The following is a 24075-nucleotide window of genomic DNA, read 5'->3' as shown; positions in this document are numbered from 1 at the left end:
GGGCTGGGAACTGGCGGCTGGCGTCGTGGAGGGCGGCGAGCTGGTGGAGGACGCCGCCGCCCGGGAGATGCTGGAGGAAACCGGCTGGCGCCCCGGGCCGCTGCGGCACCTGCTGACCGTCGAGCCGTCCAACGGGCTCGCCGATGGCCGCCACCACGTCTACCGGGCTCAGAGCGCCGAGTATGTCGGCGCCCCGGAGGACGACTTCGAGTCCGACCGCAGGGCGTGGGTACCGCTCCGCAGCGTGCCGGACCTGGTGGCGGAAGGCGAGATCCGAAGCGCGGACGCGGTAGCCGCCCTGCTCATGCTGCACCATCTCGCCCGCGCCCGACGCCACACCGATCACGGCCAGCCGCCCTGCCCGGCGCGGAGGCCGTCGAGTGCGGGACAGGTCCCCGCTCAGCGGGTCGGACCCGTTCGTCCCGGCCTGTGGTCCACTGGAATGATGCGCTGCCGCGTGAATCGACTGGGATGAGGGACCATGCACATCACCGCCACCTACGAGCAGAGCGCCGCCGAGGCCTACCGCGGCACGAGGGCGGCGCTGCGCGCGAGGCGCCGCATCTGGTGGGTGTGCTCCGTGGCGCTGCTGCTGGCGGGCGGGGCCCAGATCGCGCTTGGGAGAGCCCTCCTGGGTGTCCTGTGGGCGGCGCTCGGTGTCGTTCTGGCCTTGCAGTTCACCGTCCGGGTGAAGCGAGCCATCGCGCGGGCCCTGCGCCAGTCTCCCGGGCCGATGAAGGTCGTTCTCGACGACGAGAAGGCCGTCTTCCGCAAGCCCGGCAGCAAGTCCGAGGTGGAGTGGTACCGGTTCGTCAAGGTGGCCGAGAGCGATGAGTTCTTCCACCTGTACCTCGCCAAGGTCACCGTCGTGTCCGTGCCCAAGCGGGCGTTCGAGCCTGCCGAGGCCGCCGAAGTGAGCCGGTTCCTGACCACGTTGCCCAACTACTCCGCCAGGTAGAGCTTCGCGGCCCGGCCAGAGGATGATCTCGGCAGGGGCACCACCGCCGGACGGCCGCCGTCGCCACTGGACGGGCCACCGCCCAGCTCCGCCAGCACCTCCTGCGTCGCCGCCGCCGACCGGGCGTCCAGCTCCGCCCCCGCACCGCGCAGCCGCTGGCGGGTCTCCGTCGCCGCCAGGGCGAGCAGGCCCGGGAGCAGGTCGACGCTGCGGCGGGCCACCCAGGCCGTGCCGCGGGTGGCGAGCCACCAGAGGTCGGCGGACCGGCTCGGCGGTGGCGGGGCGGCGACGGCGGCGGGCGGGGAGCCGAGGTGATGGCCTGCCGCCGTCAGCAGGGCGTGGAACTCGCGGGCGATCAGCAGGTGGCCGGACGGGCTCGGGTGCAGCCGGTCCGCGCTGAGCAGTGCGCGGTCGGTGCGCCATGGCAGGTCGGCCAGGTGCAGGTGCACCGCACCGTGGCGACGGGACAGTCCGTGCACCACGGCGTTGACGGCCGCCATCCGGCGGGCCAGCGGCCGGGCCAGCGGGCTCGGCAGGCCGAGCAGCGCGCCGGGGTCGGGCAGGCAGGCGGTGAGCAACACCGCTCCGGAGCTCGACAGTCCGCGCAGCGTGGTGTCCAACGCGAGGGCGGTGCGGCGCAGTTCGAAGCCAGCCCGGAGGGTGTCGTTGCCGCCCGCCAGCACGGCCGCGAAGTGCGGCTGGAAGGCCAGGGCGGAGGGGAGTTGGGCGGCGGGCAGGTCGGCGGCGAGCGCGCCGCTGGTGGCGAGGTTGCGCAACCGGCAGCCCACCGGCTCCGCGGCCAGGGCAGGGGCGAGCAGCGCCGCCCAGCCGTGCCAGCCGTCGGCGGCGGGTGCGCCCACCCCCTCGGTGAGCGAGTCGCCCAGCGCCGCGAAGCGCACGGGAACGGTCATCGCACTCCCCCCACCTCGACGGACGCCCGCGCCGACTCGTGCACCGCCAGGAACGCCGCCACCGCCGCCGGCCAGCCGTACCCCTCCGCGCGCGCCCGGGCGGCCGCGCGGCGCTGCGGCTCGGGGCGGGCCAGCAGCGCGAGGACCGCCGCCGCGAGGCCCGCGCCGCTGTCCTCCGCCGCCATGCCGGCCGGCCCGACGATCCCCGGGAGCGCGGAGGAACGGCTGACCGCGACCGGCGTTCCGCAGGCCAGTGCCTCCAACGCGGCCAGCCCGAAGGTCTCCACCGGACCGGGCGCGAGCACCACGTCGGCGCTCGCCAAGAGCCCTGCCAGCTCCCGCCGTTCGGAGACGTACCCGAGGAACCGGACCGGCAGCCCGGCCCGCCGGGCCCGCGCCTCGAGCCGTTCGCGCAGCGGTCCGGTACCCGCCACCACCAGCGCCGCCCGGTGCCCGCGGGCCCGCAGCTCGGCCAGCGCGTCCAGCGCCAGCCCGGGCCGCTTCTCCGCCGAGAGCCGCGAACAGAGCACCAGCAGGGTGCGGTCGGGTGACGCGTACCGGGCCCGGACGGCGGGGTCGCGGCGATCCGGGTGCAGCAGCGCCAGGTCCACCCCGAGCGGTGCCCGTACCAGGTTCCGTACCCCGAGCCGGCGGAACTCGGCGGCGGCCCAGGCGGTGGTGCAGACGACGGTGTCATAGCACCGCGCGGTACGGGAGTTGAGCCGGTCGGCGAGCGCCCGGGCGACCGGTGACGGCACACCGTGCGTGCGCAGCAGGCCGGTTGCGTTCTCGTGCGAGACCATGGCTGCCGGGATGCCCCGACGGGTGGCCCAAATCCCGGTCCAGCGCAGGGTGGTGCGGTCGGATACCTCCAGCCGGTCGGGGGCCAGCGCGGCGAGCTCGGCGGCCACCGCGTGGCGGTCGGCGAGCAGCCGGTAGCCACCGCTGCCGGGCAACGAACGGCCCGGCAGGGTGATCACCCTTCCCTGGTCGGTGAGTTCGTCGCGCCGGCGTGGACCGGGGACGATCAGCACCGGCCGGTGGCCGGCCGCGAGGTAGCCAGCGCCGAGGTGGCGCAGCGCGGTGCGCAGGCCTCCGGAGACCGGCGTGACGAAGTTGGCCAGCCGGACGATGGACAGCGAGGAGGTCATACCGGCTGCTCCGCGACGGGCTCGGCGACCGGAGGCAGCACGACAGGAGCAGCGGGAGCAGGGGCAGGAGCAACCCCCTCCACCGCCCGCCCGCACTCCGCGAGCACCTCTTCGTAGTGCCGCAGCAGCAGGTCGCCGACCGCCTCCCAGCTGCGTCCGCGCACCTCGGCCCGCCCCGCGCGCCCGTACGCCACCCGCCGCGGACCGTCCGCGGCCAGCTCGGCGACCGCCGCCGTGACCGCCCGACCGTCCCGCGGTGCGACCAGCAGCCCGGTGCGCCGGTGCCCGACCAGGTCGAGCGGTCCGCCGGCCGCCGGGGCGACCACCGGCACCCCGCTGGCCATCGCCTCCTGGACGGTCTGGCAGAAGGTCTCCAGCGGACCGGTGTGCACGAAGAGGTCCAACGTGGCGTAGCAGCGCGCCAGTTCCTCACCCGTCCGGCGACCGAGGAAGACCGCGCCGGGCAGCGCCGCACGCAGCCCCGGCCCGCTCGGCCCGTCGCCGATCACCACCAGCCGGACGCCGGGCAGCCGGCAGACCCCGGCGAGCAGGTCGACCCGCTTCTCCGGCGCCAGCCGCCCGACGTAGCCGACCAGCACCTCGCCACCGGGGGCCAGCGCGCGGTGCAGCGCCGGGTCGCGGTGCCGGGGGTGGAAGCGCAGCGAGTCCACCCCGCGCGGCCACAGGTGCACCCGGGGCACGCCGTGCGCGGTGAGGTCCTGCGCGGCCGGGGTGGAGGGGGCCAGGGTGCGGGCGGCGGCCCGGTGCACCGCGCGGATCCGGTGCCAGGCCACGGTCGCGCCGAGGCCACCGCCGACCCGGTAGGCCTGCGCGTAGCCGGCCAGGTCGGTCTGGTAGACGGCCAGCACGGGGATCCCCAGCCGGGCAGCCTCGGTCATCCCCCGCGCGCCCAGCAGGAAGGGGCTGGCCAGGTGGATCAGGTCGGGCCGGTGCCCGGCCAGCGCGGCGCCGAGCCGGGTACTCGGCAGTGCGAGCCGGACCTGGGGGTAGCCCGGCAGCGGGACGGACGGGATCCGGACCACCGGCAGTTCGACGGCTTCCACGGCACTTCCGGTGCCCGGCGCGAAGGAACCCGGCGGGCAGGTGGCGCCGCGCGCCGGGGCAGGGGTGATGACGAGCGGCTGGTGGCCGCGCCGAACCAGGTGCTCGGCGGTGCGCAGCACGCTGTGGGCGACGCCGTTGACTTCGGGAGGGAAGGACTCGGTGACGATGGCGACTCGCATGCCATGGTTGTTGCCGCACCGAACGTGCGCCGGGCCAAAGGGATCTGTCGCACAGGCGAACGGGGGCCAGCACTTTGCCGCAGCTCCGCTCGAACTCCGACCAGATTCGATCAAGACATGACAAAGAATCATGACAAATCCGCGCACACCGGCTAGCCAACCGGCCAGTAGCGCCTTTACCGTCAACTCCCCACCCCCACAGTGAGGAGCAGGTCTTGCGCAGACGCCCCTGGCACCTCCGACTCCTGGGCACCGGATTAGCGGTCGCCCTCAGCATCGCCCTGCCGGCCACCGCCGTCCCGGCCTCCGCCACCGCGGCCGGGGCCTCGGCCACCCCTCGAACCACCGCCATCGACTACTGCGGCGGGCAGTGCGACGACATCCTGCCGCCCGGCGAGAACGGCAACGCCACACTGGCCGACATCCTCGCCAACAAGGTCTTCGGCACCCGGCCCGCCCACACCGAGGACCAGCTCTCGACCTACGCCGCGCTGGCCAACAGCTACCCCGGACTCACCGACGCCCAGCTGACCGACTTCTTCAACGACGCCTCGTTCGGCGTCCCGGCCGACCAGGTGGCCAGCAGCATCAGCCCGCGCCCGGACGTCACCATCGTGCGCGACAAGGCCACCGGCGTCCCGCACATCACCGGCACGACCCGCTACGGCACCGAGTTCGGCGCCGGCTACGCCGCGGCCCAGGACCGGCTCTGGGTGATGGACCTGTTCCGGCACGTCGGCCGCGGCGAGCTGTCCGGCTTCGCGGGCGGCGCGGCGGCCAACCGGCAGCTGGAACAGAGCTTCTGGCAGGCCGCGCCGTACACCGAGGACGAGCTGCAGGCGCAGATCAACGCGGTCGCCACCGAGGGCCCGGCCGGCAAGCAGGCGCTGGCCGACGCGCAGGCCTACGTGGACGGCATCAACCAGTACATCAACGACTCCTACAACGGCCGCTACTTCCCCGGTGAGTACGATCTGACCGGGCACATCAACGCGATCACCAACGAGGGCTCGATCCAACCGTTCACGCTGACCGACCTGGTGGCACTGGCCTCGGTGATCGGTGCGCTGTTCGGCTCCGGCGGCGGCGGCCAACTGCAGTCCGCCGAGGTCAAGGAGGCGGCCGACGCCAAGTACGGTACGGCGGCCGGTGACCAGCTCTGGCTGTCGCTGCGGGAGGCCGACGACCCGGAGGCGGTCAGCACGGTGCACGACGGCCAGTCGTTCCCGTACGCGCTGCCGCCCGCCGACCCACAGGGCGTGGCGATGCCCGACCCGGGCTCGGTGGTCCCCGAGCAACTCATCTACGACGCGACGGGATCGGCCACCTCGAACACCACCGCGGCGCCCGGCGTGCTGCCCGGCAACCTGCTCACCGCCAAGCACGGGATGTCCAACGCCCTGGTGGTGTCCGGGAAGTACACCGACGACGGCCACCCGATCGCCGTCTTCGGCCCGCAGACCGGCTACTTCGCACCGCAGCTGCTGATGCTGGAGGAGTTGCAGGGGCCGGGGATCAGCGCCCGCGGCGCCGCCTTCGCCGGGCTGAGCTTCTACGTCGAGCTGGGCCGCGGCCAGGACTACGCCTGGAGCGCCACCTCGGCCGGCCAGGACATCACCGACACCTACGCCGTCCCGCTCTGCACCACCGACGGCTCGCCGGTCACCACGGCCTCCAACGACTACCTCTACCACGGCAGTTGCCTGCCCTTCGACAAGCTGACGCAGACCGACCAGTGGTCCCCGACCGCCGCCGACTCCACCCCGGACGGCTCCTACTCGTTGGTGATGTACCGCTCCGACTACGGCCTGGTGACCGCCCGCGGCACGGTCGGCGGCAAACCGGTGGCGTTCACCTCGCTGCGCTCCACCTACGACCACGAGGTCGACTCGATCATCGGCTTCCAGATGCTCAACGACCCGGACGTGGTGCACTCCGCGGCCACCTTCCAACAGGCCGTGCAGCACATCGACTACACCTTCAACTGGTTCTACGCGGACTCCACCGACACCGCCTACTACAACTCGGGCGCCAACCCGGTCCGCGCCGCCGGCGTCGACCCGGGCCTGCCGACCTGGGCCGAACCCGCCTACGAGTGGCAGAACTTCGACCCGGCCACCAACACCGCCGACTACACCCCACCCGCCCAGCATCCGCAGTCCGTGGACCAGGACTACTACGTCTCCTGGAACAACAAGCAGGCCCCGGCCTACGGCGCCGCGGGCTTCGGCGACGGCTCGGTCCACCGGGCCAACCTGCTGGACAGCCGGGTCAAGGCGCTGGTCGCCAAGGGCGACGTGACCCGCGCCGAGGTCGTCCAGGCCATGGAGAGCGCGGCGCTGACCGACCTGCGCGGCGAGGACGTGCTGCCCGACCTGCTCAAGGTGATCACCAGCGCACCGGTGACCGATCCCCAACAGGCTGCCGCCGTAGCGGAGTTGCAGGCCTGGCAGGCGGACGGCACGCAGCTGAGGGAGACGTCGCCGGGCAGCCAGAGCTACGCCGACGCCGACGCGATCCGCGTGATGGACGCCTGGTGGCCACTACTGGCCCAGGGCGAGTTCCAACCCGGTATGGGAGACGCCCTGTTCAGCGCCCTGACCGGGGCGCTGCAGATCAACGAGTCACCGTCCGGCGGCCAGACCGGACCGACCTCCGGCGGCCCGGTGAGCGCCAACGAGTCGATCCCGCACAAGGGTTCGTCCTTCCAGTACGGCTGGTGGAGCTACGTCGACAAGGACCTGCGGACCGTCCTCGGCGAGCCGGTGGCCGGCCCGCTCGCCCAGCCGTTCTGCGGCGGCGGCGACCTCTCCGCCTGCCGGCAGATGCTGCTGACCACCCTCGGCCAGGCCGCGGCCGAGACCCCGGCCCAGGTCTACCCGGGCGACAGCGACTGCTCGGCCGGTGACCAGTGGTGCGCCGACACCATCATCCAGCGGCCGCTGGGCGGCATCACCGACGACAAGATCACCTGGCAGAACCGACCCACCTACCAGCAGGTGGTGCAGTTCCCCGCCCACCGCTGACCGCCGTCCCGAAGGGGGTGGCCGCCCGGGATCCGGGCGGCCACCCCCACCCCGGACGGCGCAGCCCCGGTTGCCCGGCGGGCGGGCAGCGCCGAGGCTGGCCGGGAGTACCGGCGGCACCCGCCGCCGCCCCGTCGTCCCAGGATCGGTCCATGACGCCCGCTGACCCCTTCACTCCGTACGGCACCCGGCTCCCCGGCGAGACGCCCGCCTACCTCGCGGCCCGCGAGGAACTGCGGCTCGCCGAGCTCGAGTTGATGCGGAACCGGGAACGGGTCGCGGCTCAGCGCCGCGCCCTCCCACCGGGCCCGGCGCTGGCGGAGTACACCTTCCTGGAGGGGCCGGCCCAGTTGGAGGACGGCGACGACCCGGCAGCGGAGGTGCGGCTGAGCGAGCTGTTCACCGCCACCAACCGGCCGCTCGTCGTCTACCACTTCATGTACGGCAAGCGGCAGACCGGCCCGTGCCCGATGTGCACGATGTGGATCGACGGCTACAACGCGATCGCCCACCACCTGGCCCGCAACGTCGACTTCGCGATCGTCGCGGCCGCCGACCCGCACCCGCTGCGCGCCCACGCCCGCCGTCGCGGCTGGGACCGGCTGCGACTGCTCAGCTGCGGCGCCAACACCTTCAAGTACGACCTCGGCAGCGAGGACGCCGAGGGCAACCAGGGCTCCACCGTCTCGGTCTTCACCCGCGACGAGGACGGCACCGTGCGCCATCGCTACACGAGCCGGCCCCGGATGGCCGAGGACATCGACCAGCGCGGCATCGACCTGCTCTCCCCCGTCTGGCACCTGCTGGACCTCACCCCGCGGGGCCGCGGCGACTGGTACCCCGGGCTGGAGTACTGAGCACCGCACCCGGGCGCGCACCGAACGGCAGGGCCCCACGACGGCGACGCCCCGCTCCCGCCCGTCGAACCCCTCCGCCGCCCGGGCGTACCGCACGGCCACGTCCGGACCTCACCCCGCCCGCCGCGCGGCGAACAACCTCCCTACCCTGGCGAGCAGTTCCCGCATGTTCCGCTCGGTGGCGAGCTCCCCGGCCGCCGCCAGCGTGGGCCAACGCAGCGCGGCGGCCGGGTTCTCCGGGCGCGCCGTCTGCGGTGCGTGGGTGGCCAGCACGAAGCGGAGGTCGGCGTGCTCGTGTGCCGGCTCCCGCTCGTTCGCCGGCGCCGGCACGATCACCACCTGCACCAACTCCGCGTCCGGCCACGGGAGGAGATCGGTCAGGCCGGTCTCCTCCCGCCCCTCCCGCAGCGCGACCGCCAGCGGATCCGTCTCCCCCGGGTCCCCATGACCCCCGACCTGCAACCACGCCTGCTGCCGCTGGTGCCAGCGCAACAACACCCGCTCGGTCGGCGGATGAACGACCAACGCCGACCCGGTCACGTGCAGTGCCGTCTCGCGCGACCACGGGTCACCCCCGCCCGCCAGCACGGCCCGCACCCGCGCGACATCCGCGGCCTCCCGCTCCCCCTGCGGCCGGTAGCGCCCCAACAGCCCTTCCAGCACACTCCGTTCACCGTTCATGCGGTCATCGTAGGGTGCCACCCCACCCACCACGATCGAATTCCCCGCCGCCGCGCCGCCGTCGGGCACGCCGAGCCGTTGCGGCGACCTGGGGGAGGTGCCCCACGGCCCGGACCAGCATGCGAGAGGTCAGCGCCCGAGGTCGTCGGTCATCATCGGCCGGCCCCGGACGGCCCAGCGAAGGCCCTGGAGAACCAGACGGCTTCACTCGCGACGGGAGGGCCCGCACGGAACGGACCTCGGCCCGGAAGAGGCCCCGCGAGGTGCGGATGCTTCAACGGTATGCGGCGAAAGCCGCATTTACACCTGGCTGGACTCATGGCATCACACCTCGGACATGTCCGAAATGACAGCCATGGGGCCTCTCGTTACGTTCGTCGCAGGTCGGTCGCCCGGCCGACGTCCCGTGAGACAGAGAGAAGTGACATGCGTACGCGTACGTTCACCGTGACCACTGCCGGATTAGGCGCGGCGGTACTCGCGGCCACTGGTATCACCTACGCCTCGACGTCCGGATCCACCCCCGCCTCCCCGTCCGTCCGGCAGGCGGCCCCACCGGTCCAGCAGGCGGCTCAGCCTGTCGAGCAGGCCGCCCCTGCCGCAGCTGCCGCGGCTGCACCGGCCGGCGGCAGCACGAGCGGAGAGCAGAGCGAGAGCCGCGACCACCAAGACGGCGGACGCGCGGGCGAGGAGCGGAACCGGGACCGCGACCACGAGGGCGGCGAACGCGGCCATGGGCACCGGGACATCGGAAGGATCTACTTCAACGAACGCGAGTACGCCGCCGCCGGCGAGGGCTGCATCTCCGCGGTCAGCGGACTGGGCTCCAGCAGCTTCAGCATTTTCAACGACAGTCGGAAGACCGTCGAGGTCTTCCGTGGCTTCACCTGTGACAACGGCGCCCCGGTCGCCACCGTGGGTCCGTACGGCGACACCAACGGCGTGGTGACCAGTACCGTCCACGGGGGCCTGTTCGGTGACGATGGCGTCGTGGGCAGCTTCCGGGTGATCGGCGACTACGACGAGTGGTGACAGTCCCGCCCGGAGCACCGGAAGGACCCCGGCTCCGGCCCCGGACCGGCGCGCCCGGCTCCGTGGCGGTACGCGGGGCCACGGACGGCCCGGAGCCGAGCGCCTGGCCGCCGTCGAACACGAACTCCACCCCGACAGCGGCGCGAGCCCGCGCGACGCCGTGGACCGCGTCGAACGTCAAGTCACCGCCGGCCCAACGAAGTGGACGCGCCCTACCACCGGCCACCTGCCGGCGGCGGGGCGCATCATCACGTCTCAGCCAGCGTCAGGCCAGCGGAACGCCGGAGCTGTTGTTCTTCAGACCTTGCGGTGCCGCCCAGTGGGCGGCCGTAGGAGAGCACCGGCTGCGGCGTAGTCATCGGCCACCGAAGCAGGCACCCAGCCGTAGCCGTCCCATTCGAGGACCAGCCTCGGCGCTTCCGGATGCAGGTGGGCGGCTTGCACCCCGGGGGCGAGGGGGAGTATCCGAAGGGTGCCAGGTGAGCGCTGGCGCTGCTGCCGCCGGGCGTACCAGTCCTCCAGTGACTCCTCCACCACGCCCTCCTACACCGTCGTGCCGACGAGGCTACGCAGCGAACGCTACCTCGGGCGGGTCCCAGCCGGGGCCGTCCTCCGTGCGCCACCATGCCCGTTGTCCCTCGTGGGTGATCGTGAGTCCGAACTCGCCGCGAGCTGGCGCCGCGTTGAACAGGCCGTGCGGCTCCTCGACCACTTCCCAGAGCCGACGCGGGCCGATCTGGCGCACTGTGCCGTCAGTACGGGCGGTGGCGGTCGAGCCGTCCGGCGTCCAGACACCAACGGCCGCCACCCGGTTGCCCTCGCCAAGCCAGCTACACCGGTCGTATCCGGGAAGCGCCAGCGGGAGCGGGAACCGGAGGTGGTCCGAAAGGGCCGTTACAGGCACGGTCGTTCGGGTCGGCTTGGTGGTGTCCAACTCGGCGAACCGGGGCTTGGCGGCGGCGACGCGGCGCGGCATGAAGTGAGCTCCTCGGGCAGGGACCGGCTGTGCACATGACCGTCGTGGACGACGACCTTCACCAGCCCCAGCCGATCGGGACGATCACGACAGCGCCCGGCGCGGCTTGTTCGCCCCGCGCCCAGGGGATCGACTGTGTGCCGCAAGTGGCGGTGATCCGATCAGGCCCGGCTCGCTGGAGGATGTCGGCACGCTGCCCAGGACCCACGGACGGCCCGGCTGCTACTACCCTGATGGCGGGGTCCAGTCCATTCCGTCCTTCGCCAGCGAAGTCAGGATCCACTCCCGGCCGGCCGGCCCAGCAACCTTCCAGGCCCAGTCCATAGGGCGACGCCGGTCGCTCCAGTGCCACCAACGACACGTCCGCGAGGGATCCGCCGGCATGTTGTGGCACAGATCGGCGAGCCACGCGATGCACGCGACAAAGTCGTCGTCGGGCCACCCGGCCAACGGCTTGCGTCGTCGCGCCATAGCTCGGATCTCAAGCATCGCCAAGCCACGAAGGTGAAGTTCCCCCAAGGCCGGGAAGTTAACGTTCATCGCTGCTCGTCAAGGGGTGTTCTGGCAGCGATGTGCTGGCGAAACTGCAGGCAACGGAGCCCCGTTGGAACAGCAGTCGACCAAGACCGCTTGATTCTGGGAGCTCCGTTGCCTCTTCAGTATGCCCTGCCGCCGGGGCGGGTTCTGGCCGCGCGCGTGATCGAGTCGGCGCTGGGCAGGTTCGCCCCGGGACAGCTGGGCGGTCTCACCGCCTTTGTCCCGTTCGAGTTGGTGGACGCGGTCCTGGACGAGCACGGTGGCCAACAGCGCCGATTGCGGGATCTTCCCTCCCGGGTCGGGGTGTTCTTCCTGCTGGCGATGTGCCTGTTCCCGGAGGTCGGATACGGGCGGGTGTGGCGGAAGCTGACGGCGGGACTGGCCGGGCACGCGGTCACCGCGCCGAGCGCGAAGGCCCTACGCGACCTGCGCCGCCGCATCGGTGCGGCGCCGATGCGGCGCTTGTGCGAGGTGCTGTGCGGCCCGCTCGCGCAGCCGCACACGCCAGGCGTGCGCTTCGGCCGCTACCGCCCGGTCTCCTTCGACGGCTGCAGCTCGATCAAGGTCCCGAACACCGAGCGCAACCGGGCCTGGCTCGGCACGGGATACGCCTATCCCATGGTGGAGTTGATGACGATGGTGGAGAGCGGCACCCGGTCGCTGATCGGCGCGGTCTTCGGGCCGACCGCCGAGAGCGAGACCGCCTACGCCACGCGCCTGCTGCACCACCTGCGCCCGGACATGCTCGTACTGTGGGACCGCGGCTTCGACAGCAACGCCTTCTTCGCCGCCGCGGCCTCCACCGGCACCCAGATCCTCGGGCGCCTGAACTCCCGCCGACGCCCGCCCGTCCTCCAGCGCCCGCACGACGGCTCGTACCTGTCCGTCCTGGGCGCCCTCCCGGTCCGCATCATCGAGGCGCACATCACGGTGTCCTGCGCAGACGGGAGCAGTTTCACCGGAACCTACCGGCTGGCCACCACGCTGACCTGCGCGCGCCGCTACCCGGCCGGCGCCCTGGTCCGCCTCTACCACCAGCGCTGGGAGCACGAGTCCGCCTATTACGCCCTACGCCACACAATCATGCACGGACGCGTCCTGCGCTCCGGCGACCCCGCCGGAGTCGAACAGGAGATCTGGTCGGTGCTGACGCTCTACCAGCTCCCGCGTACGGCGATGGTCCCGAGGCCACCGAGGCCCGGCCCGGCACCGACCCGGACCGCTGCAGCTTCTCCACCGCCGTGCAGACCACCCGCGAGCAGCTCGGCCAGGCTCCGGCAACACACACCCCCGCAAGCGGCCCGACCGACGCGCTCATCCAGCGCCTCCAGGACGACCTGCTGCCGCCGCGCCGCCCGCGCGTGAGCACCCGCAAGGTGAAGCCGCCCATCTCGCGATACCACGAACGTCTCCCCGACGGTCGACCTGACCGCAGCCAGGCCGTGACCGGCCTCGACATCGTGGTGCTCGCGCCATCCGAGTCCGTCGAACTCCCCACCGCCACCGCACTCGAATGGCACCTCGCCCCGGGCGGTCGACGCCGGGAACGCGTCCTCGAACTGTTCCGGCAGGACCCCGCCCGCCTGTGGAGTCCGAGCGAACTCGCCCGCCACCTCGGCGATGTCACACTGCCCAGCCCGCACCGGCAGCTGAACCGCTGGGCCGACGACGGACTGATCGACAAACCCCGGCGGGGCCGCTACAGCGCAACCAATGACCCTGCGTCAACTCGCTTGACGAGCAGCGATGAACGTTAACTTCCCGGCCTTGGGGGAACTTCCACTGGACCAAGCAGATCACCCTTCCCAAGTACACGCCGCCCAAGCCGCTCGTCTGGACCCCGGCTCGGGTGAAGGCCTACCGCGAGACCGGAATCAAGCCGGGAAAGGTGATGGTGTGGACCCCGGAGCAGACCGGCAGGTTCCTCGACTGCGTCGCCGAACACCGGCTCTACCCCATGTTCCACCTCATGGTCTTCCGCGGTCTTCGGCGCGGCGAGACGGCCGGGCTGCCCTGGGCCGAGACGGACCTGGAACTCGGCATCGCACACATCTCCGAGCAACTGGTCACCTCTGACTACGAGGTCTGGGAGGACACGCCCAAGAGCGACAGCGGCGCCCGCACGATCGTCCTGGATTCGGAGACCAAGAAGCTCATCGAACTATGGCAGGCACGCCAGCAGGCCGAGCGCGAGGAATGGGAGAAGGACGAGGCCCACGCCTGGACCAACAGCGGTCTCGTCTTCACCTGGGAGGACGGGACGGCCTACCACCCGAACTACCTCTCACAGGCGTTCGGCCGACTCCTGGAGAAGCACGACCTCCTCCCCGTTCGCCTGCATGACCTACGGCACTGCGCCGCGACGCTCTCCCTCGCCGCCGGCATCCACATGAAGGCGATCCAGGTCATGCTCGGCCACTCCTCCTGCGGGCTGACCGCCGACACCTACACCTCGGTGCTCCCGCAGTTCGAGCAAGCCCAGGCAGAGGCGCCACTCCTACTCGTCCCGCGTGCCCCTTCCGTGGCCCCCGACAAGGTCGCCGCTGCTGCCGGGCAGGCCCCGGCGGAGCCAGCCGTACCCCCCCCCGCTGTCCCCGGGGAGACGGCCGCCTGACGCCACGTCCCCAGGATGTCCGCAACTACGCCAATGGGCCCTTCCAAGTGATCTTGGAAGGGCCCATTGTTCGTGCTCCGCTGCTGGTCAGAGGAGTGGGCGCGGACGGTTTCGAACCGCCGACATCTGCTTTGTAAGAGCAGCGCTCTACCACTGAGCTACGCGCCCCCGGCGCGGATGCCAAGGGGGTGGCCGCGCGGTGAAAGGTAAGAGTACCTGGTCCGGTCGGCGGTGGGGTGCAGGGTGTGCCGGCGGGGTGGGGTCGGGTCGGGGGAGGCGGGCCGGAGTCGGCGACAATGGGGGTCGGATCGGCTGCGGAGCAGGGAGCACGCGTGAGGGCGGGAAGCACACGGGGGTACGGGACGCGGCTCGCGACGGAGCTGGTGCTGACCCCGCTGGCGGTGGCCGGTGCGCTCGCGATGGCGGCCATGGCGGCCGGGGCCGGGTCGTTCACCGGGGCCGGGCCGGGCGGCGGGGGCCGGGGGGCCTGGTGGCGGCGCGGTGGCAACGACCAGCAGCGGACCGACGCGTTGGCCGCCCGGGATGCCGCGCAGGAGGCGTTCTACCAGCTGGACACGGCGCAGCGCGAGGCGGAGCTGGCGGTCGAGACGGTCCGGGCGGCCGAGGACACCGCCACCGCGCGGCAGGCCGTGGAGAACTTCCAGAGCCTGTCGGCCCGGATCAACCAGGTGAGCGTCGGCTACTTCGCCGCGCTCGACACCTGCGACCTGGAGGCCGTCGAACTGCCGCCCGGCGCCGCCGCCGAGGCGCGCCGGCGGCTGGAGCAGGCCCGCGCCGAGCTGGCGGCCCAGCTGGCCGAGCTGGGCACGTTCGTCCAGCGGCTGCAGCCCCTCGTCCAGCACGCGGAGGCGCAGCTGGTCAAGGTCGCCCCCGCGGTGGCCCGGGCGAAGCAGGAGCTGCTGGGCGCCACGAACGCACTGGACGCGGTGCGGGCGGCCGGCCTGCGGGCGGACGACCTGGCGGCCCGGCTGGCCGGGCTGGCGCCGGAGCTGACCCGGCTGAACGAGGGCGCGGCCCGGCACGGGGTGGCGGCCACGCTGCAACGGGCCGCCGACGTCGAGCGGCGGGCGGGGGCGATCCGCGCCGACGCCGAGCAGCGGCCGGCCCGGGCACAGGAGATCGACCGCCGGGTGGCCAGCCTGCGGACCCGGATCCAGGCCCTGGAGAACCGGGCCGGCACGATCGAGCCGGTGCTGAGCGAGCTGCGCCGGCGCTTCTCGGCGGCCTGCTGGCAGGACCTGCAACGGGTGCCGCAGCAGGCCGCGGAGGCCGTCCGGACGGCCCGGACGCGGCTGGCCGAGGCGTCCACCGCCCGGGACGAGCAGCGCTGGGCCGACGCCACGGCGACGATCGGCACGATCCGCGCGCTGCTGGGGACGGCGGACGGCTCGGTGGCGGCGGTGGCCGAACGGCTGCGCCGGCTGAACGAGGCGGAGCGCGACCCGCAGGCGGAGGTCGAACGGTCCAGGTTCGCGCTGCGGGACGCCCAGCGGCTCGCGATGGCGGGTCGTCAGACGCCGGACCCGCGGCACGCCGGCCCACTGGACGCGGCGGTCGGCCGGCTGGACCGCGCGGTGGCCTCGCTCGCGGAGGCCGGCCGGCACCCGGACTACTGGCGGTTCCTGACCGAGCTGGACGGGGTGCGGGAGACCGCCGCGCAGGTGGTGGCGATGATCCGGGGCGAGCACGCCGGCCGCTAGGCCGGACTCGTGGATCCTGCCGGATGCACCGGCCGGCGACCGGAGCCGGCGGTACGCTGCGGGCATGCCTCGTTACGACTTCCGCTGCCGTGCCTGCGGCGCCACCTTCGAACTGCGCCGCACCATGGCGCAGGCCAACGACCCCGCCGTCTGCCCGCAGGGTCACCCGGACACCGTGAAGCTGCTCTCCACCGTCGCGGTGACCGGCGCGGCCGGCGCGGCCGCCCCGCAACCCGCCGGTGGTGGCGGCTGCTGCGGAGGCGGCTGCTGCGGCTGAGGGCCCGCTACCGCGGCTAGGACCGCTCGGCCCGGACGCGGGCGAGGAGGGTGCGCACGATCTCCTCGCCCGCGAGCACCCCGCGCTCCGTCAGCGCGGTCACCGAACCACCGCTCTCGGCCGGCCAGCCCAGCTCCGCCAGCTCGCCGTGGCCGGGGCGCCAGGCCTGGTCCGCCGCCAGCAGCAGGTCCGCGTCGAGCAGCGAGTCACCCGCCGCCAGCACCAGCGGCGAGCCGCCGACCCGCCGGACCACCTCGGCCAGCGCCGCGCTCTTGGTCAGCGGCTTCGGCACGGCGTACACCTTGCGCCCCTGCGGCGAGACGGTCCAGCCGCGCTCCGCGCACCACCCGGTAAGCTCCACCAGCCACCCGGCCGGCAGCAGCTCCCGCTCGACCACCAGGTAGGCGAAGAGCCCCTCGGCCGTGCGCAGCCCGCGGGTCCACGCCGGGTCGGCGCGGCGGGCCAACTGCTCGACCACCTCGCCCAGCGTGGCGCAGTCGGCGGCGAGCCGGGCGGCCACCACGGCGTCCCACTCCGGGTCGGCCGCGCCGTCCACCAGCAACCGCCCGCCGTTGCCGCAGATCGCGTAGGACGGTCGCCAATTCGCCACCGGGCCGGGCAGGTTGACCCGGGCGTACTGTTCCCGGGTCCGCGTGGTGACCGGGACGATGATCGCCTCGGCGGCCAACTCGCCCAGCAGCCGGGCCGCTTGCTCGGTCAGATAGGAGAGCGGCGCGCCCTCGCGCCACTCCACGCAGCGCAGCGGCGTGGAGTGGTCGGCCCGGCCCAATCCCGAAGCCCGCCGGGAGTAGATCAGTGTGCGGTCCAGATCGCAGGCGACCAGAGTGAGTTGATGCGCCATCAGGCGAAGGCCAGGCCCGTCTCGTCGGTCACCCCGCCACGGCTGAACCGCGGGTGGATCAGGCCGACGCAGGAGTACGGCAGCCCGTCCACCTCCTCCACCGGCACGCCGCGCTGCGCGGCCAGCAGCCGCACGTGCTCCAGGTCGCTGCCCGCCCCGCGCCGGGCCAGCACCCGCCAGGGCACCCGGCGCAGCATCACCCGGGTGGTCTCGCCGACCCCGGGCTTGACCAGGTTGACGTTGCCGATGCCGTACTCCGCGCTGATCCGCTCCACCGCCGCCCAGCCCTCCCAGGTGGGCGTGCGGTCCTCGGCGGCCAGCACCAGCGCCGCCGCGGCGGCCTCCTCGCGCACGGCGGGGAAGTGGTCGGTGACGGTGTCCAGGAAGGCGTGCGAGACGTCGGCGCCGGCCAGCTCCGGGTAGTGCTTGGCGCCGTGGAAGTCGCCCGGGCCGATCAGGTCGTCACGCAGCACGGTGCGCGAAACCAGGCCGGAGACCGTGGAGTTGAGGCAGGCGGACGGGATCAGGAAGTCGTCCCGGGTGCCGTAGCTGCGCACGCAGCGGCCGGGGTCGGCGAGCACCGCCAGCTCCGGGTCGAAGGGGGTGTCCGCCAGCGCGTCGGCCAGCTCGCGGGCGATCGCGCCCTTGCCCGTCCAGCCGTCCACGAACGCGACATCGGCCGGGTCGTGGTGAGCGGCGAGGTAGCGCAGCGCGACCCGGTCGATGCCCTTGCCGCGGACGATCGAGACGGCGTAGTGCGGCGCGTCGATCCCGTGCACGGCGACCAGCCAGCGGCGGACCAGGATGCCGACCGGCGTGCCGGCCCGGGCCAGTGAGGCGATCACCACGCCCCGCCCGCGCTCCCGCAGCAGCGCCTCGGTGACCGTGCCGACGGCCAGCGCGATCCGCCGCGCCGAGCCGCGCAGTGCCTGGTGGAACAGCTCCTGGTACTCGGGGCTCGGCTGGTACTCGACCGGCAGCGACTCCGCGTAGTGCGCGCCGCCGGACTGCACCGCCTCCTCGCGCTCCTCGACGGGCGCCTCCAGGGCGATCCCCGACAGGTCGGACAGCAGCCAGCCGACCTCGGCGGCCGCGTACGAGGAGAACTCGGGACCGTGGAGCGGCCGGGGCAGCGACGGCGGGAGGTCGGTCGGCATCGGGAGGCTCGCCTTCGAGGGGGCACCCGGTCGGGCACTGGTCAGGGCAGACGGCAGGGGTCGGGCGGGCGGCGGCGCGGGGAGTCCGGTCACCGGGTGGCCAAACGTACGGGCCGCCAGCTGGGTTCCAGCGGCGGGCCGGACGGGGGCACGAAGGACGGGAGCACCGTCAGCAGCACCCGGTCGGTCACCCCCGCCAGCCGCCCGGTCAGCCCCGCGAGCTCGGGCGTGTCGCCCACCGAGTCCACTACCAGCACGATCGCGTCGAACCGCCGCGCCGGGTCGGCCCCGGGCGCGACGTTGTACGCGTACCGTTCCCGCGGCCCGTCCGCCGGGGCGTCGTGGGCGGGGAAGGTCAGCGCCGTCCGGATCGCGTAGCCGGGGTCGTCCACGGCCAGCACCGGCGAGCGGGTGGTGCTGGAGAACCGGACGTCCGCCCGCTCCCCCAGCCGCTCGGCCAGCGCGTCGGCCAGCCGCAGCGGCACGTACATCAGCTCCTCGCAGCCCAGCACCAGGACTCGGCGCTCGTCACCGCGCAGCGCGGCGGCCACCCGGGTGGTCAGGCCGGGCAGGGTGCGGGCCAGCAGCTCACCGTGAGCGGGGGTGAAGCCGTGCCGTCCGCCGTCGGGCAGGTCGGCCGGCCAGTCGGGGTCGACCCGGACGACCGGTGCGCCTCCTCCGCCGGCCGTCCCGGTGACCGCGTCCGTGGCCGGCTCCGGGCCCGTGGCCAGCGCCGCCGCCAGCCGGCCGGCCCGCTCGACCGTCCCCTCGGGCAGCTCCAGCCTCCCCTCGGCCAGCGCGACCGCCTCCACCCGAGCGCCCAACTCCCGGGCGAACGTGGCGAGTCGGTCGCGATCCGCCGGTCCGCGGAGGTCCACCAGCGAGGCCAGCACATAGCGCTCCCGCGGCCGGCGCCGGTGCAGAGCGGCGATCGTGTTCAACACCGTCCGCCCGGTGGACAGTTCGTCGTCAACCAGGACCAACGGGCCTGCTCCGGCGAACAGTTGGGGGTCGGCCGGCAACAGCAGGTGGGAGGTGGCGTGCGAGTGCTCCTCCTCGAACCCGCCGGCCGACGCCACCCCGGCCACCGACCGCCGGGTGGAGTGCAGGTACGGCACGCCGAGCGCCTCGGCCACGCAGTGTCCGAGGCCGGTCGCGGTCTCCGCGTAGCCGAGCACCACCGCCCGCCCGGCCTCCGCCGGGCCGATCAACTCCCCTATTCGCCGGCCGAGTCGGTGCCCGGCGCCGCGCACCACGGCCGGCCGCTGCGGCACGTGCTTGCCGAGCACCCGGGAGACCAACAGCTGGGCCCGCCGTTCGTTGCCGTGCCGGATGGCCAGCCCGAGCAGCTCCGGCAGCTCCGCCGGGCCGCGCAGCGCCATGCCCAGCCGCTCGGTCACCCACCGGCCGCTCCACACCCCGCTCATCGCGCCCCCGCCAGCACACCGAGCTCCGCGCCCGAGGCCGCCGCGAGCAGCTCCGCGAACCCGACACCCGCCCGGGCCACCCCGAACACCTCGGCCCGCCGCATCACCCGCTCCGCCCAGGCCCGGTGCGGCCCGGCCTCGTTCATCTTGTTGGTGTACGCCGACCGCCGCGCCCCGCCGCCCCGCCGCTGCTGCGCCAGCACGTCGCCCGCGTCGCAGTACTCCTCGTGCGTCACCACCGACCGGGCGTGCACCACCGGTACCTGGCCCGGGTGGATGCAGGTCTTGCCCACCAGCCCGTTGGCGCGGTCGAGTTCGAGCTCCCGCAACAGCCCCTCCGCCCCGAAGTACTCCCAGACCGGCCCGGTCACGGTGTACCCGGTCCCGTCCGACCGGCCCAGCACGTTGACGACGTCCCCGATCACCCCCGCCACCACCGCCAGGTCGTACACGGTCACCCCGGCCGAACGCCGCAGCCCGTACGCCGAACAGAGGTCGGTCACCCCGAGCCGCACCGCGAGCACCCGCTCGCGGTAGCGGTCGAGCAGCGCGGCGATCCCGAACAGCCGGGCGCGCCGGCTCTCCAGGTGGGCGAGGACCGGCGACTCCAGCACGGGCATCGCGAACAGCCGTTGCCCGCAGGCCTGCTCGGCCGCGACCAGCCGCTCCAGGTACTCCGCGCCGTCCTGGTCGGTGAACTTGGGCAGCACGAACCCGCTGAGCAGCCCGGCCGCCGGGCCGAGCCGGCGAACCAGCCCGGTGATCTGCCCGGGCGTGCGGACCCGGACGAAGAGCAACGGCAGCCGGTCCACCGGCCGCAGCCCGCGCAGCTGCTCGACCAGGTTCCGCTCGGCGCCGGCCACCTCGCCCTCGGCTATCGCGTCCTCCAGGCAGAGCACCATCGAGGTCACCCCGCGGGCCGCCTGCTTGCGCAGGTCCTCGGCCAGCGCGGGCCGGGTGGCGGGGCAGTAGAGGGTGGCACCCAGCGCGGTGGCGAGCGTGCCGGCGGCACTGTGGCGGTCGAACGGCACCGGCTCGGACAGGAAGAGCCGTTGGCGCGCGTCGGCGCCGAGGTGGCCGAAATGGCGCAAGGTGAACTCCCGGAGGGGAACGCGGAAACCGGGCTTCCCGTGCTCGGCCCATCATCCTGAAGCATCGAATTTTCGGAAGATTACCGTCCGATTCGCCATTCACAAACCACTTGCGACGGCGCGCAAGCATCCGCGTCCACGACCCGGCGGCCCCCGGCGTTGTCCACGACGGCGCCGAACGGGCAGGATGGGCCGTTATGACGCACGTGATGGCCAAGGGCGCCAACATCTCGCTGGCCGTGGCGGCGGTCCGGGTCGTGCTGCGCTGGGCCGGCGCCCCGGGCGGGCCCGACGTGGACGCCTCCGCGCTGCTGCTCGGCGTGGACGGCCGGGTCCGCTCCGACGCCGACTTCGTCTTCTACAACCAGCCGCGCCACCCCTCCGGCCTGGTCCGGCACCTGCCCAAGCAGCGACTGACCGAGAGCGACGAGATCGCCGACAGCATCGAGGTCGACCTGGCCAAGCTGCCGGCCGAGATCGACCAGGTGGTGCTGGCCGGGTCCGCCGAGGAGGGCTCGTTCCGCGCGGTGCACGGGCTGCGCGTGCTGCTGTACGACGCGGCCCCGACGGCGGCCGGGGCCGCGCCGCTGGCCGAGTTCCCGGTGGCCGACGTCGAGGAGGTCTCCGCGCTGGTCTGCGGCGAGCTCTACCGGCGGGCGGGCACCTGGAAGTTCCGGGCGGTCGGGCAGGGCTACGCCTCCGGGCTCGGCGGCCTGGCCACCGACTTCGGCATCGCGGTGGAGGACGACGAGCCGGCCGCCCCCGCCGTCCCGGCCCCGGCCGCGCCCGCCCGCGCACCGCGCGAGGAGCCCGGCACCTACACGCTGGCCCCCGCCGTCCCGGCCTCCGCCGCCGCGGCCACACCGCCGCCGGTGCCGACCCCGGCAGCGGCCGCGGCGGCCCCGACCATCGCCGCCCCGCCGCGCCCCACCGCGCCTCCGACGCTCCCGCCGCCCAGCGCGCCGCCCGGCTACGGCTACCCGCAGCAGCCCACCACCACCGGCTACCCGGCCCCGCCGCAACCGCAACCGCAACCGGCCTACGGCTACCCACCGACCGCTCCGCCGCCGCCCGGCTACGGCTACCCGCCCCAGCAGCCCGGCTACGGCTACCCCCCGCAGCCCGCCCCGCAGACCGTGCCGCTCCCCCCACCGGACCCGACCTTCGTGCTGCCCCCGCAGGGCCCGCAGTTCCAGTCCCGCTGATCCCGACGGCCCGCCCCGGAACGGGCGGGCCGGGCCGTCACCCCTGCGGCTCCTTGTAGCCGCGCTGCCACTGCATCCCGAAGCCGTACAGCCGGTCCAGGTCCGACTGGAACCCGTGCACGTACCGCACCTCGCGACGCACCGTCAGCTGCCCGCCCTGGTTCTCGATCAGCACCACCGCGCAGGAGCGCGCCGACGGCGCCCGCTCGTCCAGGTTCACCTCGATCCGCGGCCCGCTCGGCGGCACGATCTGGATCTGCGCGTGGGTCTGGTCGAAGGCCGGCGTGCCGTCGTAGATGTAGACGAAGATCAGCAGCCGCCGGAACTGGTCCTTCTTCTCCAGGTTGACGTACATCGTCTCGCCGGAGGGCGCACCGTACTGGTCGTCCCCGCTCAGCTTGATGTACGGCGGGTGCTGCAGGTCCCCGAAGAACTGGCCGAGCGGCTGCACCACGCCCCGCGTCCCGTCCGTGAGTTCGTACATGCAGGCCAGGTCGAGGTCCACGTTGAGCTGCCCGCCTTGGAAGCCGTCCGGTTCGGTCGGGCGCAGCAGCCGTGGCTGGAGCAGCCGGCGGCGCAACTGGCCCTGCGAGCGGGTGTCGGCCCGCTGCGACCAGTGCAGGTTCACGTAGAGCGTGCCGGTGGTCGGCCCGTCCCCGGTGATCGGGTGGTGGGGCCGGGACTTGGTCAGCGTGACCTTGCCCCCGACGCTCACCGGGTCCGCCGCGAGGTGGCGCTCCCCCCGCAGGAACTCCCAGACCGTGACCATGCCGACCGCCCCCAACCCCTCGTGGCCCGCGCCTGACGGACCCTCGTCTGACCGATCATTCCGTACCGGACCGGCCGACGGCCGACCGGAATCCGCGCACTGCGTCCATACCCGCCCGGCCTGCTGAGTCACCGTCGGTTCGGACACCCACTCGGCGGATGGTCGGTCAACCTCGGATCCCGTAGCATGCCGGCGCTCCGGACGCGATATCGTCTAGCCGCACAGGTGTCCTTCCGTCACACCTGGGCACGCCCCGCCGGCCGACGCCGGCGCGACGCACCGTCAGGGGGCCGTGCCCGGTGGGGAGGCCGGCGCCACCCGGTCTGCACCAGTCACCGGAATCCCGAAACCCTGCTCTGACCTGCGGAAAGCAGAGGCCCACGCCGTCATGACACTCTCCTCCATACAGCTGGTCTGGGCCGTCGTCGGCGGCGCGGCCCTGCTCTTCACGGCCATCCTGGTGGCCACCCTGCGCTACAAGACGAAGCAGGCCGAGGAGAGCGGGGACTCCTGGGAGCGCAGCGAGGAGCGCCGCCGGCGCAAGGAGATGGTCTACGGAATCGCCTCCTACGTCCTGCTGTTCTGCTGCGCCGGGGTCGCCGCCGCGCTCTCCTTCCACGGCCTGGTCGGCTTCGGCACCCAGAACCTCGGGCTCTCCGGGGGCTGGGAGTACCTGGTCCCGTTCGGCCTGGACGGCGCCGCGATGTTCTGCTCCGTCCTCGCCGTCCGCGAGGCCAGCCACGGTGACGCCGCGCTCGGCTCCCGCCTGCTGGTCTGGGTCTTCGCGATCGCCTCGGCCTGGTTCAACTGGGTGCACGCCCCGCGCGGCGGCGGGCACGCCGGCGCCCCGCAGTTCTTCTCCGGCATGTCGATCTCGGCGGCCATCCTCTTCGACCGGGCGCTCAAGCAGACCCGCCGGGCCGCGCTGCGCGAGCAGGGCCTGATACCGCGCCCGCTGCCGCAGATCCGGATCGTCCGCTGGCTGCGGGCCCCGCGCGAGACCTACGCGGCCTGGTCCCTGATGCTGCTGGAGAACGTGCGCAGCCTGGACGAGGCGGTCGAGGAGGTCCGCGAGGAGCGGCAGGCCAAGCTGGACGCCAAGGTCCGCGCCCGCAGCGCCGACCGGCGCGAGCGCGCCGAGCTGAAGGCGATCTCCCGCCAGGGCGGCGGGATGCTCGCCCGGGCCCGCGGCGGCCGGCAGGTGCCCGCGCTGACCGCCGGCGCCGGCGACGGCCAGGCCGCTACGGAGCCTGCACTAGCCGCAACCGAGGACCCGACCGACCGCGACCGTCCGGCCGCGCTGGAGCCCGTCGCCGCGGGCCGGGCCAGCCGGCGCGCCGGCACGGACCGCCCGTCCGCCAGCATCGATCTGACCGCGGAGGACGACACCCTCTCGCTGCCCCGGCTGGACTCGCCGCTCGACTCCCTGGAGCGCAAGCTGCGCGCCATCGAGCAGCGCCTCGGCTGAGCGACCGGACGGACCGACGGCGGGGGGGGGGGGGGGGGGGGGGGGGGGGGGGGGGGGGGGGGGGGGGGGGGGGGGGGGGGGGGGGGGGGGGGGGGGGGGGGGGGGGGGGGG

General features: G+C 73.7%; 20 protein-coding genes, 1 tRNA gene and 2 pseudogenes. 12 read left to right on the top strand and 11 right to left on the bottom strand.

Annotated elements, in window-relative coordinates:
* Nucleotide 1: 1 nt before the first annotated feature.
* Both ACZ38L_RS29890 and ACZ38L_RS29885 read left to right on the top strand, forming a co-directional pair.
* Nucleotides 2-319 (top strand): annotated as a pseudogene (locus ACZ38L_RS29890) (NUDIX hydrolase); the annotation flags it as partial.
* Nucleotides 320-481: 162 nt separating this feature from the next.
* Complete coding sequence (locus ACZ38L_RS29885; RefSeq protein ID WP_465699041.1) at nucleotides 482-958, top strand: YcxB family protein; 477 nt, start codon at nucleotides 482-484, stop codon at nucleotides 956-958.
* Here the strand turns inward: ACZ38L_RS29885 and ACZ38L_RS29880 are convergent.
* The 3 genes from ACZ38L_RS29880 to ACZ38L_RS29870 are packed head-to-tail and all read right to left on the bottom strand — an operon-like array spanning nucleotide 943 to nucleotide 4264.
* Nucleotides 943-1869, bottom strand: coding sequence for an SGNH/GDSL hydrolase family protein (locus tag ACZ38L_RS29880; protein ID WP_465699038.1), 927 nt, complete (start codon nucleotides 1867-1869; stop codon nucleotides 943-945). The two genes, ACZ38L_RS29885 and ACZ38L_RS29880, sit on opposite strands and share 16 nt — an antisense overlap.
* On the bottom strand, nucleotides 1866-3020 hold the full coding sequence (locus tag ACZ38L_RS29875) for a glycosyltransferase (protein ID WP_465699036.1): 1155 nt from the start codon (nucleotides 3018-3020) through the stop codon (nucleotides 1866-1868). Before ACZ38L_RS29875 ends, ACZ38L_RS29880 begins: the two co-directional genes overlap by 4 nt.
* Complete coding sequence (locus ACZ38L_RS29870) at nucleotides 3017-4264, bottom strand: glycosyltransferase family 4 protein (RefSeq protein ID WP_465699034.1); 1248 nt, start codon at nucleotides 4262-4264, stop codon at nucleotides 3017-3019. The genes ACZ38L_RS29875 and ACZ38L_RS29870 overlap by 4 nt, the downstream gene beginning before the upstream one ends.
* Before the next feature lie 215 nt (nucleotides 4265-4479).
* Here ACZ38L_RS29870 and ACZ38L_RS29865 point away from each other — a divergent pair, with 215 nt between their 5' ends.
* Nucleotides 4480-7290 carry a penicillin acylase family protein gene (locus tag ACZ38L_RS29865; protein WP_465699032.1) on the top strand — a complete coding sequence of 937 codons (2811 nt, stop codon included), beginning with the start codon at nucleotides 4480-4482 and terminating at the stop codon, nucleotides 7288-7290.
* 152 nt (nucleotides 7291-7442) lie between these two features.
* The gene (locus tag ACZ38L_RS29860) at nucleotides 7443-8147 is read left to right on the top strand and encodes a DUF899 family protein (RefSeq protein ID WP_465699029.1); all 705 of its coding nucleotides are present in this window, start codon (nucleotides 7443-7445) and stop codon (nucleotides 8145-8147) included.
* Nucleotides 8148-8258: 111 nt separating this feature from the next.
* On the opposite strand, the gene ACZ38L_RS29855 is transcribed toward ACZ38L_RS29860, so the two are convergent.
* The gene (locus tag ACZ38L_RS29855; RefSeq protein ID WP_465699027.1) at nucleotides 8259-8828 is read right to left on the bottom strand and encodes an NUDIX hydrolase; all 570 of its coding nucleotides are present in this window, start codon (nucleotides 8826-8828) and stop codon (nucleotides 8259-8261) included.
* A gap of 426 nt (nucleotides 8829-9254) precedes the next feature.
* Between ACZ38L_RS29855 and ACZ38L_RS29850 the strand changes: the two genes are divergently transcribed.
* Complete coding sequence (locus ACZ38L_RS29850; protein WP_465699025.1) at nucleotides 9255-9860, top strand: hypothetical protein; 606 nt, start codon at nucleotides 9255-9257, stop codon at nucleotides 9858-9860.
* Between the two features lie 297 nt (nucleotides 9861-10157).
* Here the strand turns inward: ACZ38L_RS29850 and ACZ38L_RS29845 are convergent, their stop codons facing one another.
* Complete coding sequence (locus ACZ38L_RS29845) at nucleotides 10158-10394, bottom strand: DUF6087 family protein (protein WP_465699023.1); 237 nt, start codon at nucleotides 10392-10394, stop codon at nucleotides 10158-10160.
* 31 nt (nucleotides 10395-10425) lie between these two features.
* Complete coding sequence (locus ACZ38L_RS29840) at nucleotides 10426-10836, bottom strand: hypothetical protein (RefSeq protein ID WP_465699021.1); 411 nt, start codon at nucleotides 10834-10836, stop codon at nucleotides 10426-10428.
* Nucleotides 10837-11484: 648 nt separating this feature from the next.
* Between ACZ38L_RS29840 and ACZ38L_RS29835 the strand changes: the two genes are divergently transcribed.
* From ACZ38L_RS29835 to ACZ38L_RS29825, 3 genes are all read left to right on the top strand, one after another.
* On the top strand, nucleotides 11485-12738 hold the full coding sequence (locus ACZ38L_RS29835) for an IS4 family transposase (protein ID WP_465699019.1): 1254 nt from the start codon (nucleotides 11485-11487) through the stop codon (nucleotides 12736-12738).
* A complete protein-coding gene (locus ACZ38L_RS29830) occupies nucleotides 12735-13130 on the top strand; it encodes a hypothetical protein (RefSeq protein ID WP_465699017.1) in 396 nt (131 codons plus the stop codon). The genes ACZ38L_RS29835 and ACZ38L_RS29830 overlap by 4 nt, the downstream gene beginning before the upstream one ends.
* A gap of 92 nt (nucleotides 13131-13222) precedes the next feature.
* The gene (locus ACZ38L_RS29825; protein WP_465699015.1) at nucleotides 13223-13987 is read left to right on the top strand and encodes a site-specific integrase; all 765 of its coding nucleotides are present in this window, start codon (nucleotides 13223-13225) and stop codon (nucleotides 13985-13987) included.
* Nucleotides 13988-14083: 96 nt separating this feature from the next.
* Here ACZ38L_RS29825 and ACZ38L_RS29820 read toward each other — a convergent pair.
* Nucleotides 14084-14155 (bottom strand) — tRNA-Val (locus tag ACZ38L_RS29820).
* A gap of 164 nt (nucleotides 14156-14319) precedes the next feature.
* On the opposite strand from ACZ38L_RS29820, the gene ACZ38L_RS29815 reads away from it, so the two are divergent.
* Nucleotides 14320-15708: a hypothetical protein gene (locus ACZ38L_RS29815; protein ID WP_465699013.1), complete on the top strand. Its 1389-nt coding sequence runs from the start codon at nucleotides 14320-14322 to the stop codon at nucleotides 15706-15708.
* Nucleotides 15709-15772: 64 nt separating this feature from the next.
* Nucleotides 15773-15985 (top strand): FmdB family zinc ribbon protein, encoded by a 213-nt coding sequence (locus tag ACZ38L_RS29810; RefSeq protein ID WP_465699011.1) that lies wholly within the window; start codon nucleotides 15773-15775, stop codon nucleotides 15983-15985.
* 16 nt (nucleotides 15986-16001) lie between these two features.
* Here the strand turns inward: ACZ38L_RS29810 and ACZ38L_RS29805 are convergent, their stop codons facing one another.
* The 3 genes and pseudogenes from ACZ38L_RS29805 to ACZ38L_RS29795 form a co-directional block, all read right to left on the bottom strand.
* Entirely contained in the window at nucleotides 16002-16847 is an 846-nt protein-coding gene (locus tag ACZ38L_RS29805) for an HAD family hydrolase (RefSeq protein ID WP_465699009.1), read from the bottom strand.
* Nucleotides 16847-19431: pseudogene (locus ACZ38L_RS29800) on the bottom strand (phosphoribosyltransferase). The gene ACZ38L_RS29805 and the pseudogene ACZ38L_RS29800 overlap by 1 nt, the downstream one beginning before the upstream one ends.
* Nucleotides 19428-20522 (bottom strand): HpcH/HpaI aldolase/citrate lyase family protein, encoded by a 1095-nt coding sequence (locus ACZ38L_RS29795; RefSeq protein WP_465699007.1) that lies wholly within the window; start codon nucleotides 20520-20522, stop codon nucleotides 19428-19430. The pseudogene ACZ38L_RS29800 and the gene ACZ38L_RS29795 overlap by 4 nt, the downstream one beginning before the upstream one ends.
* Nucleotides 20523-20719: 197 nt before the next feature.
* Here ACZ38L_RS29795 and ACZ38L_RS29790 point away from each other — a divergent pair, with 197 nt between their 5' ends.
* Nucleotides 20720-21727 (top strand): TerD family protein, encoded by a 1008-nt coding sequence (locus ACZ38L_RS29790; RefSeq protein WP_465699005.1) that lies wholly within the window; start codon nucleotides 20720-20722, stop codon nucleotides 21725-21727.
* 37 nt (nucleotides 21728-21764) lie between these two features.
* Here the strand turns inward: ACZ38L_RS29790 and ACZ38L_RS29785 are convergent, their stop codons facing one another.
* Entirely contained in the window at nucleotides 21765-22496 is a 732-nt protein-coding gene (locus ACZ38L_RS29785) for a TerD family protein (protein WP_465699003.1), read from the bottom strand.
* A gap of 388 nt (nucleotides 22497-22884) precedes the next feature.
* Here ACZ38L_RS29785 and ACZ38L_RS29780 point away from each other — a divergent pair, with 388 nt between their 5' ends.
* Nucleotides 22885-23964, top strand: coding sequence for a DUF2637 domain-containing protein (locus ACZ38L_RS29780; protein WP_465699001.1), 1080 nt, complete (start codon nucleotides 22885-22887; stop codon nucleotides 23962-23964).
* Nucleotides 23965-24075: the final 111 nt, after the last annotated feature.

The sequence above is a fragment of the Kitasatospora sp. NPDC024654 genome (assembly GCF_055559155.1).
This window is presented reverse-complemented; position numbering and strand designations above follow the sequence as displayed.

Excerpts from the sequence above, each read along its gene's own strand:
- ACZ38L_RS29810 (WP_465699011.1), top strand. The coding sequence starts at position 15,773 with ATGCCTCGTTACGACTTCCGCTGCCGTGCCTGCGGCGCCACCTTCGAA.
- ACZ38L_RS29870 (WP_465699034.1), bottom strand. The coding sequence starts at position 4,264 with ATGCGAGTCGCCATCGTCACCGAGTCCTTCCCTCCCGAAGTCAACGGC.
- ACZ38L_RS29885 (WP_465699041.1), top strand. The coding sequence starts at position 482 with ATGCACATCACCGCCACCTACGAGCAGAGCGCCGCCGAGGCCTACCGC.
- ACZ38L_RS29780 (WP_465699001.1), top strand. The coding sequence starts at position 22,885 with ATGACACTCTCCTCCATACAGCTGGTCTGGGCCGTCGTCGGCGGCGCG.
- ACZ38L_RS29785 (WP_465699003.1), bottom strand. The coding sequence starts at position 22,496 with ATGGTCACGGTCTGGGAGTTCCTGCGGGGGGAGCGCCACCTCGCGGCG.
- ACZ38L_RS29805 (WP_465699009.1), bottom strand. The coding sequence starts at position 16,847 with ATGGCGCATCAACTCACTCTGGTCGCCTGCGATCTGGACCGCACACTG.
- ACZ38L_RS29790 (WP_465699005.1), top strand. The coding sequence starts at position 20,720 with ATGACGCACGTGATGGCCAAGGGCGCCAACATCTCGCTGGCCGTGGCG.
- ACZ38L_RS29855 (WP_465699027.1), bottom strand. The coding sequence starts at position 8,828 with ATGAACGGTGAACGGAGTGTGCTGGAAGGGCTGTTGGGGCGCTACCGG.
- ACZ38L_RS29840 (WP_465699021.1), bottom strand. The coding sequence starts at position 10,836 with ATGCCGCGCCGCGTCGCCGCCGCCAAGCCCCGGTTCGCCGAGTTGGAC.
- ACZ38L_RS29875 (WP_465699036.1), bottom strand. The coding sequence starts at position 3,020 with ATGACCTCCTCGCTGTCCATCGTCCGGCTGGCCAACTTCGTCACGCCG.
- ACZ38L_RS29850 (WP_465699025.1), top strand. The coding sequence starts at position 9,255 with ATGCGTACGCGTACGTTCACCGTGACCACTGCCGGATTAGGCGCGGCG.
- ACZ38L_RS29860 (WP_465699029.1), top strand. The coding sequence starts at position 7,443 with ATGACGCCCGCTGACCCCTTCACTCCGTACGGCACCCGGCTCCCCGGC.
- ACZ38L_RS29880 (WP_465699038.1), bottom strand. The coding sequence starts at position 1,869 with ATGACCGTTCCCGTGCGCTTCGCGGCGCTGGGCGACTCGCTCACCGAG.